Annotated in this window: 15 protein-coding genes; 6 read left to right on the forward strand and 9 right to left on the reverse strand. The window is 72.1% G+C overall.

From position 1 onward, the window contains the following. Positions 1-7: 7 nt before the first annotated feature. Both ACFWBD_RS04250 and ACFWBD_RS04255 read left to right on the forward strand, forming a co-directional pair. Positions 8-781, forward strand: coding sequence for an enoyl-CoA hydratase/isomerase family protein (locus tag ACFWBD_RS04250; protein WP_385662388.1), 774 nt, complete (start codon positions 8-10; stop codon positions 779-781). An 81-nt stretch (positions 782-862) separates the two neighbouring features. Then, the gene (locus ACFWBD_RS04255; RefSeq protein WP_385662391.1) at positions 863-1,873 is read left to right on the forward strand and encodes an LLM class flavin-dependent oxidoreductase; all 1,011 of its coding nucleotides are present in this window, start codon (positions 863-865) and stop codon (positions 1,871-1,873) included. Positions 1,874-1,937: 64 nt separating this feature from the next. Here ACFWBD_RS04255 and ACFWBD_RS04260 read toward each other — a convergent pair whose 3' ends face one another. After that, positions 1,938-3,194 carry an amidohydrolase family protein gene (locus ACFWBD_RS04260; protein ID WP_385662393.1) on the reverse strand — a complete coding sequence of 419 codons (1,257 nt, stop codon included), beginning with the start codon at positions 3,192-3,194 and terminating at the stop codon, positions 1,938-1,940. A 261-nt stretch (positions 3,195-3,455) separates the two neighbouring features. Between ACFWBD_RS04260 and ACFWBD_RS04265 the strand changes: the two genes are divergently transcribed. The 4 genes from ACFWBD_RS04265 (at position 3,456) to ACFWBD_RS04280 (ending at position 7,764) form a co-directional block, all read left to right on the forward strand. Continuing rightward, positions 3,456-4,934, forward strand: a complete 1,479-nt coding sequence (locus ACFWBD_RS04265) for an aldehyde dehydrogenase family protein (protein ID WP_385662396.1) — start codon at positions 3,456-3,458, stop codon at positions 4,932-4,934. Between the two features lie 124 nt (positions 4,935-5,058). Continuing rightward, on the forward strand, positions 5,059-6,183 hold the full coding sequence (locus ACFWBD_RS04270; RefSeq protein WP_385662398.1) for an acyl-CoA dehydrogenase family protein: 1,125 nt from the start codon (positions 5,059-5,061) through the stop codon (positions 6,181-6,183). Between the two features lie 23 nt (positions 6,184-6,206). Then, positions 6,207-6,977 (forward strand): SDR family NAD(P)-dependent oxidoreductase, encoded by a 771-nt coding sequence (locus ACFWBD_RS04275; RefSeq protein WP_385662401.1) that lies wholly within the window; start codon positions 6,207-6,209, stop codon positions 6,975-6,977. A gap of 7 nt (positions 6,978-6,984) precedes the next feature. Further along, positions 6,985-7,764 carry an SDR family NAD(P)-dependent oxidoreductase gene (locus ACFWBD_RS04280; RefSeq protein ID WP_385662404.1) on the forward strand — a complete coding sequence of 260 codons (780 nt, stop codon included), beginning with the start codon at positions 6,985-6,987 and terminating at the stop codon, positions 7,762-7,764. 71 nt (positions 7,765-7,835) lie between these two features. On the opposite strand, the gene ACFWBD_RS04285 is transcribed toward ACFWBD_RS04280, so the two are convergent. The 8 genes from ACFWBD_RS04285 to mftB form a co-directional block, all read right to left on the reverse strand. Beyond that, on the reverse strand, positions 7,836-8,576 hold the full coding sequence (locus ACFWBD_RS04285; RefSeq protein ID WP_385662406.1) for a hypothetical protein: 741 nt from the start codon (positions 8,574-8,576) through the stop codon (positions 7,836-7,838). 24 nt (positions 8,577-8,600) lie between these two features. Further along, on the reverse strand, positions 8,601-9,167 hold the full coding sequence (locus ACFWBD_RS04290) for a flavin reductase family protein (RefSeq protein WP_385662408.1): 567 nt from the start codon (positions 9,165-9,167) through the stop codon (positions 8,601-8,603). A gap of 37 nt (positions 9,168-9,204) precedes the next feature. Further along, entirely contained in the window at positions 9,205-10,386 is a 1,182-nt protein-coding gene (locus tag ACFWBD_RS04295; RefSeq protein ID WP_385662411.1) for a hydroxylase, read from the reverse strand. 126 nt (positions 10,387-10,512) lie between these two features. After that, on the reverse strand, positions 10,513-11,898 hold the full coding sequence (mftF, locus tag ACFWBD_RS04300) for a mycofactocin biosynthesis glycosyltransferase MftF (RefSeq protein ID WP_385662414.1): 1,386 nt from the start codon (positions 11,896-11,898) through the stop codon (positions 10,513-10,515). Then, positions 11,895-12,650, reverse strand: a complete 756-nt coding sequence (gene mftE / locus ACFWBD_RS04305) for a mycofactocin biosynthesis peptidyl-dipeptidase MftE (RefSeq protein WP_385662417.1) — start codon at positions 12,648-12,650, stop codon at positions 11,895-11,897. Before mftE ends, mftF begins: the two co-directional genes overlap by 4 nt. Positions 12,651-12,652: 2 nt before the next feature. Continuing rightward, positions 12,653-13,885, reverse strand: coding sequence for a pre-mycofactocin synthase MftD (gene mftD, locus ACFWBD_RS04310; protein WP_385662420.1), 1,233 nt, complete (start codon positions 13,883-13,885; stop codon positions 12,653-12,655). Then, complete coding sequence (mftC, locus tag ACFWBD_RS04315; RefSeq protein ID WP_385662423.1) at positions 13,878-15,080, reverse strand: mycofactocin radical SAM maturase; 1,203 nt, start codon at positions 15,078-15,080, stop codon at positions 13,878-13,880. The genes mftD and mftC overlap by 8 nt, the downstream gene beginning before the upstream one ends. Next, positions 15,077-15,352, reverse strand: coding sequence for a mycofactocin biosynthesis chaperone MftB (mftB, locus tag ACFWBD_RS04320; protein WP_385662426.1), 276 nt, complete (start codon positions 15,350-15,352; stop codon positions 15,077-15,079). The genes mftC and mftB overlap by 4 nt, the downstream gene beginning before the upstream one ends. Between the last annotated feature and the right edge of the window lie 6 nt (positions 15,353-15,358).

Consider the following 15,358-nt stretch of genomic DNA (forward strand, 5'->3'; position numbering starts at 1 on the left):
CTGCCGGATGGAACTCAGGACCGTGCTGTTCGAGGTGACCGGCCACGTCGCCACGATCACCCTCAACCGGCCCGAGGCCATGAACGGCTTCAACCAGGAGATGCTGGAGGATTTCGGCGTCGTCTGGCGCACCGTCAAGGCCGACGACGACGTACGGGTCGTCGTGTTGCGCGGCGCCGGCGACCGGGCGTTCTGCACCGGCATGGACGTGAAGGAGGGAATCGACCGCCACCCCAACGTCTGGTCGCAGACCGATCCCGGGGAGTACCTCTCGCCGAAGCTGAACCAGGTATGGAAACCCCTGGTGTGCGCCGTGCACGGGATGGCCGCCGGCGGCGCCTTCTACTGGCTCAACGAGGCCGACATCATGATCTGTTCGCAGGACGCCACGTTCTTCGACCCCCATGTCAGCTATGGCCTCACCGCGGCCCTGGAACCGATCGGCCTCGCCCGGCGCATCCCGCTCGGCGAGGCTCTGCGCATCGCCCTGCTCGGCCTGGACGAGCGCGTGTCGGCCGCGCGCGCCCTGCAGATCGGCCTGGTCAGCGAGGTGCTGCCACGCGAGGAGCTGTGGGACCGGGCCGACCGGATCGCGCGCATCATCGCCGCCAAACCGCCCGCCGCCGTCCAGGGCACCGTGCGGGCGGTCTGGGAGTCGCTCGACTCGACCCGCACCCAGGCGCTGCGCACCGGCCTGTCGTACACCCAGATCGGGAACCCGGTCGGGAAGGCCGGTGTCGACCGCTCCGCGGTGCCCCGGGGGCAGTGGACACTGCGCTGAACACTCCCCTAACCTCTCCTAAATAAGTGTACTTTTTAAGGAGCACACGGCCCGGCTTCGGGCATTCGACGGGAGGCTCTCATGCGGTTCGGCATGCCCTGGCCCGGCCGGGACGTCGGACGGGAGGCGGAGCAGGCGGGCGTCGGCGCCTTCTGCGCCGGGGAGTTCGCCGACCACGACGCCTACCTCACCGTGGCCGACGTCGTGGCGAACACGGAACGCGCCCTGGCGGGCCCCGCCATCGCCTACGCGTTCGCCCGCTCCCCCTACGCGCACGCCACCGCCCTGCGCCAGCTGCACGCCCGGGCACCGGGCCGGCTGTTCCTCGGCCTGGGCAGCGCGGCGTTCCGGATCAACCGGGACTGGCTGGGCGTGCCCGCCGAACGTCCGGTGGCCCGGATCGCCGAGACCGTGGGCGCCGTACGGGCCTGGCTGCACGCGGAGAACGGCGACCGGGTCCGCTACTCCGGCGAGTTCTACGCGCTCGACGCCGACGTCCGCGCTCCGGTGCTCGGCCGGCTGGACATCCCCGTCCTGCTCGCCGCGTTCAACACCCGCATGGCCGCCACCGCCGGCCGGGTCGCCGACGGTGTCGTCGGACACGGGCTGTTCACCGGCTCCTGGTGGAACGAGGTCGTACGCCCTTCGGTCGCGGGCGGCGCGAGCGACGGGAACCGGGCCGGCGCGCGTCCGCTCGAACACGGCTGGATCATCACGGCGGTCGACGACGCCGCTCCCGAACGCGCCGTCGCCGACGCCCGGCGGATGATCGCCTTCTATCTCACCGTCAGGACGTACGACCCGTTCGTCGCCCACCACGGCTGGGAGGAGCCCGTCGCCCGGATCCGGGCGGCGTTCCGGGCCGGTGAGACCGACGAAATGGCGCGGGCGGTCACCGACGAGATGGTCACCGGGATCGCCGTCTGCGGGACGACCGCCGACGCCAAGGACGCCCTCGCGCGCCGCGCCGGTTCGCTCCCCCACGACGTCGGCTACTTCGCACCGCCGAGTTTCCTGGTGAGCCACAGGCGCCGGGCCGCCTACGCCCGGGCCGCCCTGGCCCTGGTCGGCGGCGTACCGGACCCGGCCTGACGCCGGGCGGAGCGCCGGTTCCGGAGCGGTCGCGCTCGGGACCGGCGCTCCGCCCGGTCGCGGGTCAGGCGTCCTCGGTGACGGGGGCGAGCTTCTCGCTGGTGTCGAAGTGCACGACGCCGGCGAGGGTGCCGCCCAGGATGGCCGCGCGGTCCTCGTCCGAGACGGTGTCGTCGAAGTTGTCCGCGACGCACTCGGCGCTGCTGCGGAAGGTCCCCTCGGCATGGGGGTAGTCGTTGCCCCACACCACCGTCGACACACCGGTGATGTGGCGGGCCTTGACGGCGGTCGGGTCGTCCGCGAACTGGACGTGGATCTGGCGCTGGATGTACTCGCTGGGCTTGAGGGGGTAGGGCCACTTGCCGTTGATGGTGAACAGCCGCCCCATGGCCGACTGTTCCTTCGGCGAGCGGCTGTCGTCCCAGAAACCGAGCCACCAGTCCGGGTCCTGGCCGATGCCCGTCCGGAAGGACTTGTCCATGAAGCCCATGTAGGAGACCAGCCAGCCGGCGCTGAACTCGATCAGGTTGAAGTGGAGTGCGGGGAACCGCTCGCAGACGCCGCCGCCGACGAGGTCGGCGATGATGCGCTGCGGGCTGGAGAACCCGGCCGCGGAGTTCTGGAGCCGGCCCGACACCATGTCGTCGGTCAGCTGGCCCTTGCCCATGTTGACGGCCGTCATCATGCTCCGGACGGTCAGCGCCGTCTCCGAGGTGCTCTCCTTCGTCTTCACCCCGCCGGTGGCGACGTGGATGAACACCGGCATTCCGTGCGCCTGGGCGGCCGCCCACAACGGGTCGTAACTCCGCGACGCGTACGGCACGGGCGGGGTCTCCGGGATCAGGATCGCTCCGAGCCCGAGGCGCGCGCACCGCTCGATCTCGGCGACGGCCTCGGGGATGTCCGTGACGGGGATCGCCGCCGTCGGGCGCAGCCGCTTCCTGTACTGCAGGAACCGCTCGGCGATGTAGTCGTTCCACACGCGTGCGTGCGCCATCGACAGTTCGTGGTCGTCGGTGAACAGGACGAACAGCGACAGGTTGGGGAACATCACCGAGGCGTCGACGCCGTCGAGGTCCATGTCCCGGATGATGTGCTGCGGCTCGCCGTCCGGGGTCTGCCCGCCGAACTGCCGGTACTTGGAGATGGTCCAGCCGTCGTAGCCGATGGTGTGCAGCTTCTTGAACTCGGTGTGCCCGCCCTCGACGATCGGCTCGTCGAGCGTGAATTCCTCTTCCCACAGGGCCCGTTCCCTGAGGTGCTCGGGCAGCCGGGTCTTGAAGAGATCGACCGGCTCGATGATGTGCGAATCACCGGACACGACAAATTCCTTGAACACAGGCGGTACCTCTTTCGAACCTCGTCGTTCGTTGCAGAACCCACCCCGCGGATGCTGCCGAAGTTAGCTGTACCGACCGGTCCAGTCAATGATTCAGCATACGGAATCACCGCTCGATCGAGGCATCGAAATCACAGAGCCCTGACACAGAGCCGGTGACGCCGAGCCCTTCTGCGACCGCCATAATTCAGTACACTTAAATAGGCGCCGCACCGGCGTCCGGGGGCGATCAGGAGACGGCACATGGCGACGGCGTACTCGTTCTCTTCGCAGCTCTACATCGACGGGCGCCGGACCGACGGCCGTTCGGACACCCCGGTGCTCGTCCGCAATCCGGCGACGGAGGAGACGGTCGCCGAGGTCCCGGGCTCGTCGCCGGCGGACGTACGCCAGGCCGTCGAAGCGGCCCGGCGCGCCTTCGACGAGGGACCCTGGCCGCGGATGAGGCCCGCGCAACGGGCCGCCGTCCTGCTGCGCATGGCGGACGAGATGGAGCGCAGGCTGCCCGAGCTGGTGGCCGTCAACATGGCCGAGGCGGGCTCGGTCCGCGCACTGGCCGAGACCCTGCAGACCCGGGTCCCGGTAACGCATCTGCGCGACATGGCCGAGCGGGTGATCCCGGCCTTCGCCTGGGAGCGCCCGATGGACGCGACGATCGCGCCCGGGGTCGGCATCTCCCAAGGGGTGCTGCGCCGCGAGGCGTTCGGCGTGTGCGCGCTGATCTCCGCCTACAATTTCCCCTTCTTCCTCAGCATGATGAAGGTGATCCCGGCGCTCGCGGCGGGCTGCACCGCCGTACTCAAACCGGCGCCCGCCACTCCCCTGGAGTCCCTGCTGATCGGCGACTTCGCGGACGCCGCGGGACTGCCGCCGGGCGTGCTGAACATCGTCACCGGTGATGTCGAGGCCGGCCGTGAGCTGACCACCCACCCCATGGTGGACCTCGTCAGCTTCACCGGGTCCGACACCGTCGGGCGCATGGTCCACACCCAGGCCGCCGCCTCCCTGAAGAAGGTCGTCCTCGAACTCGGCGGCAAGTCGGCGAGCCTCGTCCGTGCCGACGGCGACCTCGGCGGCGCGGTCCGCTCCGCGCTTCTCGGCATCACCACCCACGCCGGGCAGGGCTGTTCCCTGCTGACCCGCACCCTCGTGCACGAGTCCGTCCACGACGAGTTCGTCGCGCGGCTGACCGCCGCCCTCACCGAGGTCAGGGTCGGCGATCCGGCCGACCCGTCCACCACCATGGGCCCGCTGATCAGCGAAGCGCAGCGGGACAGGGTCGAGAAGCTGATCCGGGTCGGCGAGGAGGAGGGAGCGCGCCTCGCCCACGGCGGCGGACGTCCGGCCGGCCTCGACCGGGGTTTCTTCGTGGAACCGACCCTCTTCGCCGACGTCCACAACGACATGACCGTCGCGCGCACGGAGTTCTTCGGACCGGTCGGCGTCGTCATCCCGTTCGCCACGGACGAGGAGGCGGTGCGGATCGCGAACGACAGCCCGTACGGCCTCGCGGGCGCCGTCTGGAGCGCCGACACCGTGGCCGCGTACGAGCTCGCGTCCCGCATCCGGACCGGCGGTGTGACGATCAACGGCGGCAGCGCCGGGGTGAACCCGCGGGCCGCGTTCGGCGGCTACAAACAGAGCGGACTCGGCCGGGAGTGGGGCGAGTTCGGTCTGGACGAGTACCTCCAGACCAAGACGGTCAGCTGGGCCGCCCGCTGAGCGACCGGCCGCGACCGCGACCGCGAGCAATTCAGAGTACTTAAATCAAGGAGGTCCGGGCAGATTGCCTGGCGATTCGGCTGGCCATCTCGACCGTGAGAGCAGTAGAGGATACCTTGTTCTGATGGACTTCGAGCTCAGCGAGGAGCAGGACATGCTGCGCGCGGCCTCACGCGAGCTGCTGTCGGACCGGGCCCCGATCGAGCACGTACGGGCCTGGGCGGATCGCGACGAGGACGTCGATCCCGAGGTGTGGCGGCTGACGGCCGGCCTCGGCTGGCCCGGTCTGGGCCTGCCCGAGGAGTACGGCGGCGCCGGCCAGGGCCTGGTGGAACTCACCCTCGTCGCCCAGGAGACGGGGCGGGCGCTCGGGCGGGGTCCGTTCGCGCCCACCGCGATCGTGGGCCGGGCGCTGGCCGCCGCGGGGTCGCCCGGGCTGCGTGCCGAGGTCCTGCCCGCGCTCGCCGCCGGAGCGGGCTGGGCCACCTGGGCCTTCGCCGAACCGCATGCCCCGTGGTCCCTCGACGGGGTCCGCGCCACCGCCCGTGCCGACCGGGACGGAAACGTCCTCGACGGCGTCAAGACGGCGGTGCAGGACGCGGGCGGCGCTCGCTGGCTCCTCGTCACCGCACTCCAGGACGGGGCCCCGGCATCGTTCCTCGTCGACCGGACGGCCCCCGGCGTCGCCGTCCGACGGCAGCGGACCCTGGACCTGACCCGCTCGTTCCACGAGATCCGGCTCGACGGGGTGCGCGTACCGCACGGACGCCGTCTGGCCGGCGGGCCCGAGGAGATCCAGCGGCTGCTCGACGAGGCCTCGGTGCTGCGGTGCGCCGACGCGCTCGGGGCGATGGAGCGGATGCTGGAGCTCACCGTCGAACACACCAAGGCCCGCGTGCAGTTCGGCCGGCCGATCGGAACGTTCCAGGCCGTCAAGCACGCGTGCGCCGACATGGCGCTGCTGGTGCACGGCACCCGCGCCGCCACGTACTACGCGGCGATGGCCGCCGACGCGGGCGCCGGCGACACCGCCCGAGCGGCCTGCGCCGCCGCCTCGTACACCGCGTCCGGGACCGGCGAGGTCGCGGCCCGGGCACTCCAGCTGCACGGCGGCATCGGCTTCACCTGGGAGCACGACCTCCACCTCCACCTGCGCCGGGCCAGGGCCGACAGCGTGCTGTACGGCGACGCCGCCGTGCACCGCGAGCGGCTGTGCACCCTTCTGCGGCGGTCGCCCGCGTCCGCCTGAGCCGACGATCCGAAAGGTTCCCGATGGAGATCAAGGGCAAGAAGGCCGTGGTGTTCGGCGGCGCGTCCGGCATGGGCCGGGCCACCGCCGAGCTGCTCGCGGCCCGCGGCGCCGACGTCGCCGTGCTCGACCGCCCGGCATCCGCGGGCGAGGAGGTCGCCGCCGCGCTCGGCGGGAGCTTCCACCCGGTCGACGTGACCGACTTCGAGGCGACCGGGAGCGCGCTGGACGCCGCTGTGACGGCCCTGGGCGCACTGCATGTGTCGGTGACCACCGCCGGCGGCGGCACCGTACGGCGCACGCTCGGCAAGGACGGTCCGCACGACCTGGAGACCTTCCGCCGGGTGCTCGACCTGAACGCCGTCGCCACCTTCAACATCAGCCGGCTGGCCGCCGCGCACATGAGCCGCAACGACCCCGAGGACCCCGAGACGACCGGCGAGCGCGGCGTCATCGTCAACACGTCGTCGATCGCCGCGTTCGAGGGGCAGGTCGGGCAGGTCGCCTACTCGGCCGCCAAGGCGGCGATCGCCGCGATGAGCCTCACCATGGCCCGCGACCTCGGCTCGCTCGGCATCCGCGTCGTCGCCATCGCGCCCAGCCTGTTCGAGACCGGCGCCACCGAGCGGATCCCGGCCGAGACGCGGGCCGCGCTGGTGAAGGGCGCCGCCTTCCCCCTCCGCCCGGGCCGCCCCGAGGAGTACGCCAAGCTCGCCCTGGCGATCGTCGACAACCCCATGCTGAACGGCCAGTGCCTGCGTCTGGACGCGGGCCAGCGGTTCGGCCCGAAGTGAGGTCCTGATGCCGGACAACCAGGTTCTGACGCCGAAGGACGCAGTACACCAGGGCAAGGTGGCCCTCGTCACGGGAGGTGGCCGGGGCTTCGGCAAGGCGTTCGGCGAGGCGCTGTCGGCCCTGGGCGCGCAGGTCGTGCTCGCCGACATCGACGGCCGCGCCGCGGCCGAGGCGGCGGCGGAACTCACCGCACGGGGCGGCCGGGTGACGGGAGTCGCCTGTGACGTGGCCGACGAGGACCAGGTCGGCGCGGTCGTGAGCGAGGTCGCCGAACTCCACGGCGGACTCGACATCCTGGTCAACAACGCCGGCCTGCACGCCGCCTACCACAGGCCGTTCACCGAGCTCGGCCTCGCCAAGGTGCGGCGGGTGCTCGACGTCAACGTCATGGGCGTCGTCATCTGCTCACTCGCCGCCCGCGAGGCGATGAAGGGCAGGGCCGGCGCCTCCATCGTCAACATCTCGTCGTCTGCGGCCTACGCGAACCGCAGCGTCTACGGCGTGTCCAAACTGGCCGTCCGGGGCCTGACGGTGTCCTTCGCGCGCGAGTTCGCCGCCGACGGCATCAGGGTCAACGCGATCGCGCCGGGCCTGATCTTCACCGACGCCGTACGGGCCGAACTGTCCCCCGAGGACGCGGACCGCGTCCTCGGGGAGCAGATCCTGCACAAGGAGGGCCAGGTGCAGGACATCGTCGAGGCGCTGCTCCACCTGGTCTCGTCCAAGGCGTCGTTCGTCACCGGGGAGACGTTGCGCGTGACGGGCGGGTTCGCGCTCTCGGTCTGACGTCGGCACAACGCCTGGGGCCGTGGCCCGCGATGTGGATCGCGGGGCACGGCCTCCGTGTTGCGGCTGGCCTACACGGTCACCGGTTCGGCCTCCGGCTTCCCGGCCAGCTCCTTCTCCTCGGACGTGATCGCCTTCAGCAGCACGTACGGCGTGGCGATCTTCCAGAAGACGTACGCGATCGAGGGGATCAGGTACGCGAGGAGTCCGTCCCAGGCGAGCGGTCCGGTCCGGTTGAGGAAGACGAAGGCGCCCGGGACGAGCAGCACCCCCAGCGCCATGCTGAGCCAGCCGTACCAGCGTGGAAAGACCGGCTTCTCCCGGGTGTGGTCGATGAACGCGGCGTATCCGATCGACCAGACCTGGAGGACGAAGACGCAGGCGTTGCCCACGAACATGAGCCAGAAGATGTCGGTCATCGCGGACAGGACGTCGGCGGAGTGGCTCTCCGGTCGGTAGGCCGCGGCGGCCAGGATCGCGAGCGGGAAGAAGAACCCGGCCGGGGCCATGATGCCCGTGGTGAGCTGGATCATGGACAGCATCCCCCAGCCGCCCTCGACCCGGCGCAGCTGCATGCTCGTCACGATGACGTACGGGTACTCGAACGGGATGAGCACAACCATCAGGGAGACACAGGTGAGGATCCCCGTGCGGTGGTCCTCGAGGAAGGCGACGATGTCCTCGGGACTCTCCGTAGGGCTCATGGGCGGGGTGAGGTTGCCCACGGCGAACGCGGCGAAGAATCCCACGAAGAGGATGACACCGCACCAGGCCGACACTCTCTGCAGTCTTATGTAGAGGTCCTTCTTCATCTGCGGCTCCTTTTTCGCTCGCTGCTATCGACCGATCTCGTCCCACCCGACGAGCCTGTCGAGCAGCAGCGCCGCGCTCGACAGGTAGTCGCCGTAACCGCCCCGGAAGAACAGCAGCGGGGTTTTCATCGACTCGACGCGCAGGTCGTGGACCCGCCCGACGACCAACAAGTGATCACCGATCTCGACGACCTGCTCCACCGTGCAGTCGACCCAGGCGACGATTTCGTCCAGGACGGGACTGCCCAGCGCCGACGGCTGCCAGCTCGTGTCCTCGAACCGCTGCCGGGCCGGGCCGGTCGCCAGCTTGCGGGACAGCCGTTCCTGGTCGCCCGCGAGCGCGTTGGCGCAGAACCGGCCCGCGGTCCTGATCGTCCGCAGCGTCGTGGAGGAGCGGTCGACCAGGAAGGACACCAGGGGTGGAGCCAGGGACACGGAGGTGAAGGTGCCGACGATCATCCCGTGCGGCCGCGCTTCGGCGTCCGTGGTGGTGATCGCGACCACGCTCGTGGGGAAGTTGCCCAGGACGTCGCGGAACCGGCGCCCGTCGATCGCGTCCGTCGTCCGGGGACGCGTCACGCCGTCGCTCATACGGCCTCCTTGCCTCGTCCATCTCACCAGGGCCGCGTCAGATCAGGATGCGCATCGCCTCGGGCAGCTCGAGTCCCATCTGGGCCAGGGCGTTCGCGTGGTACGCCGAACCGGGCACGTGGATCATGTGCTGGAGCCCGACGTGCGCGTCCCGCCAGAACCGCTGGATCGGGTTGCCCCGCCGGATCGCGTTCCCGCCGGACCGCGCGAAGATCTCGTCCAGGGCGGAGACGGCCCGCCAGGCGCAACGGACCTGGTTGCGCCGTACGTTCGCCCGGTCCTCCAGGGTGATCGGCCGGCCGGCCTCGACCTGGTCGTACAACCGGCTGATGCCGTCGATGAGTTGCACCCGCGAGGCGGCGATCTCCGCCGCGGCCTCCCCGGCGGCGTAGAGGACGTACGGGTCGTCGCGCACCTGGACGCCGGTGACGGCGACCCGTTCGCGCTGCTGGGCCAGGTGGACGGTGAGCGCGCCCTCGCAGATGCCGATGACCGCCGCGGTGATCCCGAGCGGGAACATCGAGCTGAAGGGCAGCTTGTACAGGGTGTCGGTCAGTCCGGCCGCCTCCGCGGCGGCTCCGTCCTGGACCGCCTCCTGCCTGATGACGCGGTGTTCGGGAATGAACGCCTTGTCGACGACGACGTCCTTGCTGCCGGTGCCCGACAGTCCGATCACGTCCCAGGTGCCGTCGACGATCTCGTAGTCCGAGCGGGGCAGCACGACGTGCAGCACCGTGATGGGACCGGCCGGCCTGCCCTTGCCGTCCCCGAGGAGCGCGCCGAGGAAGTCCCAGCCGCAGTGGTCGCTGCCCGAGGAGAACGGCCACCGTCCGCTGAGGACGTAGCCGCCGTCCACCGGCTCGGCGATGCCGTTGGGCATGTAGGGCGAGGCGATCCAGGTGTCCGGGTCGTCGTCCCACACCTCGTGGGCGAGCCGCGGGTCCATCTGCGCCAGCTCCCACGGGTGGACCCCGACGACGCCGCACACCCAGCCGGCGGCCCCGTCGTGCCGGGCGACGGCCATCACCGCTTCGGCGAAGTCCCGGGGATGGGCGCCGAATCCGCCGAACTCCTTGGGCTGCAGGAGCCGTATGACCCCCGCGGAACGGAGCAGTTCGACGGTCCGCTCGCTCAGCTTGCCGAGTGACTCGTTCTCGTCGGCGAGTGCTGCCAGTTCGGCGCCCAGCTCCTCGACACGACCGATCACCTCATGCGTCACGCCGCACACCTCCTGGTGGCTGATCCCTCGCATGTGCCGCGCGTCGCCGGCGGCTGGATGGCCACAGTGTCGGCGCCCGGGAGGGGCACCCGCTGCGCGCTTTCCGCTGACCGGGACTGAGCCGTTTCAGCGGGTGACGCGGGGCCGCAGCGCCACGGTGGAGCGGCCTTTCAGAGCCGAGAACCACACGCCGGCGCCGTAGGCGAGGTCGTCGAGGCGGCGGGCGAGGCCGTAGCGGAGCGGGTCGAGAGGAATGCCGTCGCGCCGGTACTCAAGAGCGATATCGGCCAGAGCGGCGACCGCGGCGGCCCTGCGCAGCCGGCGGGAGACCGTGCAGCCGACGGCCGTCAGCGGCCACCAGTGGCGGGTCAGCAGCGCGGACGTCTGTGCCAGGGTGCCCAGCGCGCCGTTGGCGGTGAGCCGCGCGGCCAGCCGGTACGGATGCCGGGTGCCGTCGAGTTTGCGGGCGATGCGCAGGGTGACGACGCCGAGGATCGCCCCCGCGGCCGGCACCGACCAGCGCCGCTGGACGAGCAGCGCGGCGGCGAACGCCGTGCTCCAGGGGGCGAACACGGCGGGTGCGATGTACGCGGGGTGCCGCCGGGCGAGCGGCTGCGCCCCGGTTCCGTACACGGCCTTGCGCAGAAGCCAGTCCCCCACCCGCACGCGATGTTCGTGGGCGGCCCGCACGACGGGTTCGTACCGTACGCGCCGGCCTTCCGCGATCAGCCGCCAGCACAGGTCGACGTCCTCCCCGACCCGCAGGCGCTCGTCGAAGCCCTCCGCGAGCGCGTCGACCCGTGCCACGAGGCAGGCCGAGGACGCCCAGGAGACGGGGGTGCCGGGGCGGACCGGGGCCGGATGGGCGCCGAGGTCGAGCGAGGACCGGGCGTTCTCGTACCGTTCGATCCAGGTCGTGGCGGGGGCCGGCAGGCCGGTGACGCGGGGTGCGGCCAGGGCGACCAGAGGGTCGGCGAAGTGCCTCAGCAGAGTGGGCACGGTCTCGGGGTCCAGCACGATGTCGGAGTCGGCGAAGACCACGTACGGGGTGGTGACGAGGCGGAGCCCGGCGTTGCGCGCGCCGGCCGGTCCGGTGTTGGCGGCCAGGGCGACCAGCCGGGCGCCGTGGCCGGCGGCGACCGCCGCCACGGCGGCCGGGCGCCGCGAGGCGTCGTCGACGACAATCACCGAGGTGTCCGTGCCGATGCTTCGCAGCAGCCGGTCCAGTTGGCGTGGGCGGTCGCGGACCGGTACGACGACCGTGTACCGGGGGTCGGGGGGCGCCGGGAGCGAGTCGGCGACGGGATGGGCCATGCCGGTGTCGAGCAGGCGGTCCACGAGGAGCGCGCTCGCCGCGTCCCGCACGGTGAGCGTCCGGCCGGCGAGCAGCCGCCGGGCCCTCGGGGTAAGCCTCAGCAGCCGGGTCGGGAACCCGCCGAGGAGAGCCCGGCCGCCGTCGAGCACCCGGGTGTGCCGGTCGAGTTCGACCCGGAAGCCGGCCGGAAGCGTCACCGGCGTCCGGCCTCGCGGTGCGCCGGGTCGGCGAGGCGGCCCCTGGCGTCGCAGGTCCACGCGGTGATCCGGCGGACCGTCGCGGACACCATCGCCTCCGCGGCCCGGCGGCCCTCCTCGGCGCAGGCCCCGGCGGGATCGCCCAGCACGCCGGAGGGCGCGACGGCACGGACACCGCGGGCCCTCAGCTCCGGCAGCAGCACGGCCAGGGGGCGGGTGTCGCCGGCGACGGCGGCGTCGAGCCGTACGCGCTCCGGGGCCAGGTGCAGCAGTACGGAGGTCTCGGCGCGGCCTGCGTGCGCGTCGCCGCCCGGCACCTCGCAGCCGGTCCAGGCGGCGTCGTGGCCCTCGGCCCGCAGCAGTGCGAGGGCGGTGTCGAGGGTGGCGGTGTTGCCGCCGTGGCCGTTGACGAAGACGACGCGGCCCGCCCACCGGGACAGCGAGCGCACCAGTTCCACGAGGACCACGCGCAGCGCGTCGTGCCCGATCGAGACGGTCCCGGGGAAGTCCGCGTGTTCGCCGCTGGCGCCGTAGCCGAGCGGCGGCGCCACCAGCGGTGGGCCGTGCGGGCCCGGGGCGAGGGCGTCGGCCGTCCGCCGGGCGACGGCGTGGGCGACGACGGTGTCGGTGTCGAGGGGCAGGTGCGGTCCGTGCTGCTCGGTGGACCCGACCGGAACCAGGACGAGCGCGCCGGGCGGCACGGCCGGCCAGGCGGTGTCGGCCAGGACTCGCGACAGGGCGTCCCCCGCCATGCTCAGGCGACCGGTGACTCGACGTCGGCCGCAACCGCGGGAGGCGCCGCCGGCGGGCGCCCGCCGCCCAGGGCGAGCGGGAAGCCCGGAGGAATCACCAGGTCCTCGGGCCCCAGTTCGTGGACGGAGGAGTGTCCGAGGCCCAGCACGGCCGAGTCGAGCCCGCCGCGCAGGATGTCCAGCACGTTCTCGACACCGGCCTGTCCGTTCGCCGCGAGGCCCCAGAGACAGGCGCGGCCGATCAGGACGGCACGGGCGCCGAGGGCGAGTGCCTTCGCCACGTCGCCGCCACGGCGGACGCCGCCGTCGAGGAGTACTTCGATCTCGTCGCCGACGGCTTCGGCGACGGAGGGGAGGACCCGGACGGTGGCGGGGGTGGTGTCCAGGTTGTTGCCGCCGTGGTTGGAGACGGACAGGGCCGTCACCCCGGCGTCCACGGCCCGCTTGGCGTCGTCGACCCGGGTCACGCCCTTGAGGAGCAGCGGTCCGCCCCACTCCTCGGCCAGCCACTTGACGTCCTCCCAGGTCGGGGGCGTGGTCCGCATCCACTCGCCGTAGGCGGCGAAGAAGCCGGGCGCCTCGCCGCCGGGAGCGCGCAGGTTGGGCACGGTGAGGTCGGGGAGCCGGCCGGACCTGGCGTACCGCCACAGCCATCCGGGCCGGGGCAGCACCTCGGGGGCGAACCGCAGCACGGTCCTGAGGTCGAGCTTCTCCGGGACGGCGGGGCTGCCCCAGTCGCGGCCGTGGGAGAAGGACCAGTCGAGGGTGACGATGAGCGCCTTCGCGCCGGCCGCCCGGGCCCGGTCCATGCGCTGTGTCATCGTCTCGCGCGTTCCGCTCCAGTAGAGCTGGAAGAAGAGGTCGGGCTGGGCGTCGGCCACCTCCTCGACGGGCTTGCTCGCGAACGAGCTCAGCCCCATGATGACGCCCCGGCTCGCGGCGGCCCGGGCCACGGCCACCTCCCCGTCCGGGTGGACGGCCTGCACGCCGGTCGGTGAGATGAGCACGGGCAGCGAGGTGGGCACCCCCAGCACGGTCGTGGTCAGGTCGCGTTCGGCGTGGTGGCCGACGACCCGTGGGGCGAAGCCCAGTTCGGCGAAGGCCGCCGGATTGGCGTCGAGGGTACGGCCGCCCTCCGAGCCCGCGACGAGCGCGCCGTAGACCGGCCTCGGCAGCCGCTTCCGGGCCCTGCGCTGTGCTTCGGCGACCGTCTCGAACCAGGGGTTCCTAGGCATGTGCCGCGTCCTTTCCGGTCGGCGCCGCAGCCGTCCCGGCCAGCGAGTTCTCGTCGCAGAGACCGACCGGTGGCCGGCGGGTGAGGACGAGGGCCACGGTCCTGCGGGAGTGGTCGCCGGACGGCCTGGGCAACGCGGTCGCGCCCCGGCGGGCCAGCAGCGCCTCACCGTGCCCCCGCACGCACTCGGGGTCGGGGCCGTCCAGCGCAAGCCCGGTGAAGAACTTCGCGGCCATGCAGCCGCCCTTGCAGGTGTCGTAGAAGGCGCAGGAGGCGCAGGCTCCGCCGTGCTGCGGGGTGCGCAGCCGCCGCAGCAGCTCGGAGCCGCGCCATACCTCCCGGAAGCCGCCCGGTCCGGTCAGGTTCCCGGCGAGGAACTCCTCGTGGATGGCGAACGGGCAGGCGTACACGTCGCCGACCGGGTCGATCAGGCAGACGACTCGTCCGGCGCCGCACAGGTTGAGACCGGGCAACGCCTCGCCGTACGCGGAGAGATGGAAGAAGGAGTCGCCCGTCAGCACCTGCTCGCCGTGCGCCGACAGCCAGTCGTACAGCTCGCGTTGCTGCGCGCCCGTCGGATGCAGGTCGTCCCAGACGTCGGCGCCGCGTCCGGAGGGGCGCAGCCGGGTCAGGCGCAGTCGGGCGCCGAAGCGGTCGGCCAGTGCTTTGAAGGCGTCCAGCTGCGGGATGTTGTGCCGGGTGCAGACGACGGAGATCTTGAGGTCGCGCATTCCGGCGGCGGCGAGGTTCTCCATCGCCCGCAGCGCCGTCGCGTGCGAACCGGCCCCGCGCACGGCGTCGTTGACGTCGGCGGTCGCGCCGTCGAGCGAGATCTGGACGTCCACGTAGTCGTTGCGGGCGAGCCGCTCGGCGGCCTCGGGAGTGATCCGGACGCCGTTGGTGGAGAACTTCACTCCCACGTGGTGTGCCGTGGCGTAGTCCAGGAGTTCCCAGAAGTCGGCGCGGACGGTGGGCTCGCCGCCGCCGATGTTGACGTAGAAGACCTGCATGGCCTCCAGTTCGTCGATGACTGCCTTGGCCTGCGCGGTGCTCAGCTCACGGGGGTCGCGCCGGCCGGAGCTGGACAGGCAGTGCGTGCAGGACAGGTTGCAGGCGTAGGTGAGTTCCCAGGTGAGGCAGATCGGTGCGTCGAGCCCGTGCTCGAACAGGCCGACCAGCCGGGGCGTGGTGGTCATGAGGTCCTTCCGACGACCATCGACGACCGGACGAGGGCGGCGAGGGCCCGGCCGTAGCGGGGCAGCTCGTCCTCTCCGAGACCCGCGGCCCGGCAGGCGGCACGGGCCGTGGGCGCGTCGGCGAGGCCCTGGACGACCGCCAGGAGCCGGCGGTCCTTGAGGAACGAGAGTCTGCGGGTGCCGAAGTGGTAGAGCAGCGCGCCGAAGGGTTCGGGCCGCACCGAGACCTGCGGATGCAGGTCCCAGGCGCGGTCGAGGTCCATCCCTGGCATCCGGCG

Origin of the sequence: Streptomyces sp. NPDC060002, assembly GCF_042737245.1 — a bacterium.
GTDB lineage: Bacteria > Actinomycetota > Actinomycetes > Streptomycetales > Streptomycetaceae > Streptomyces.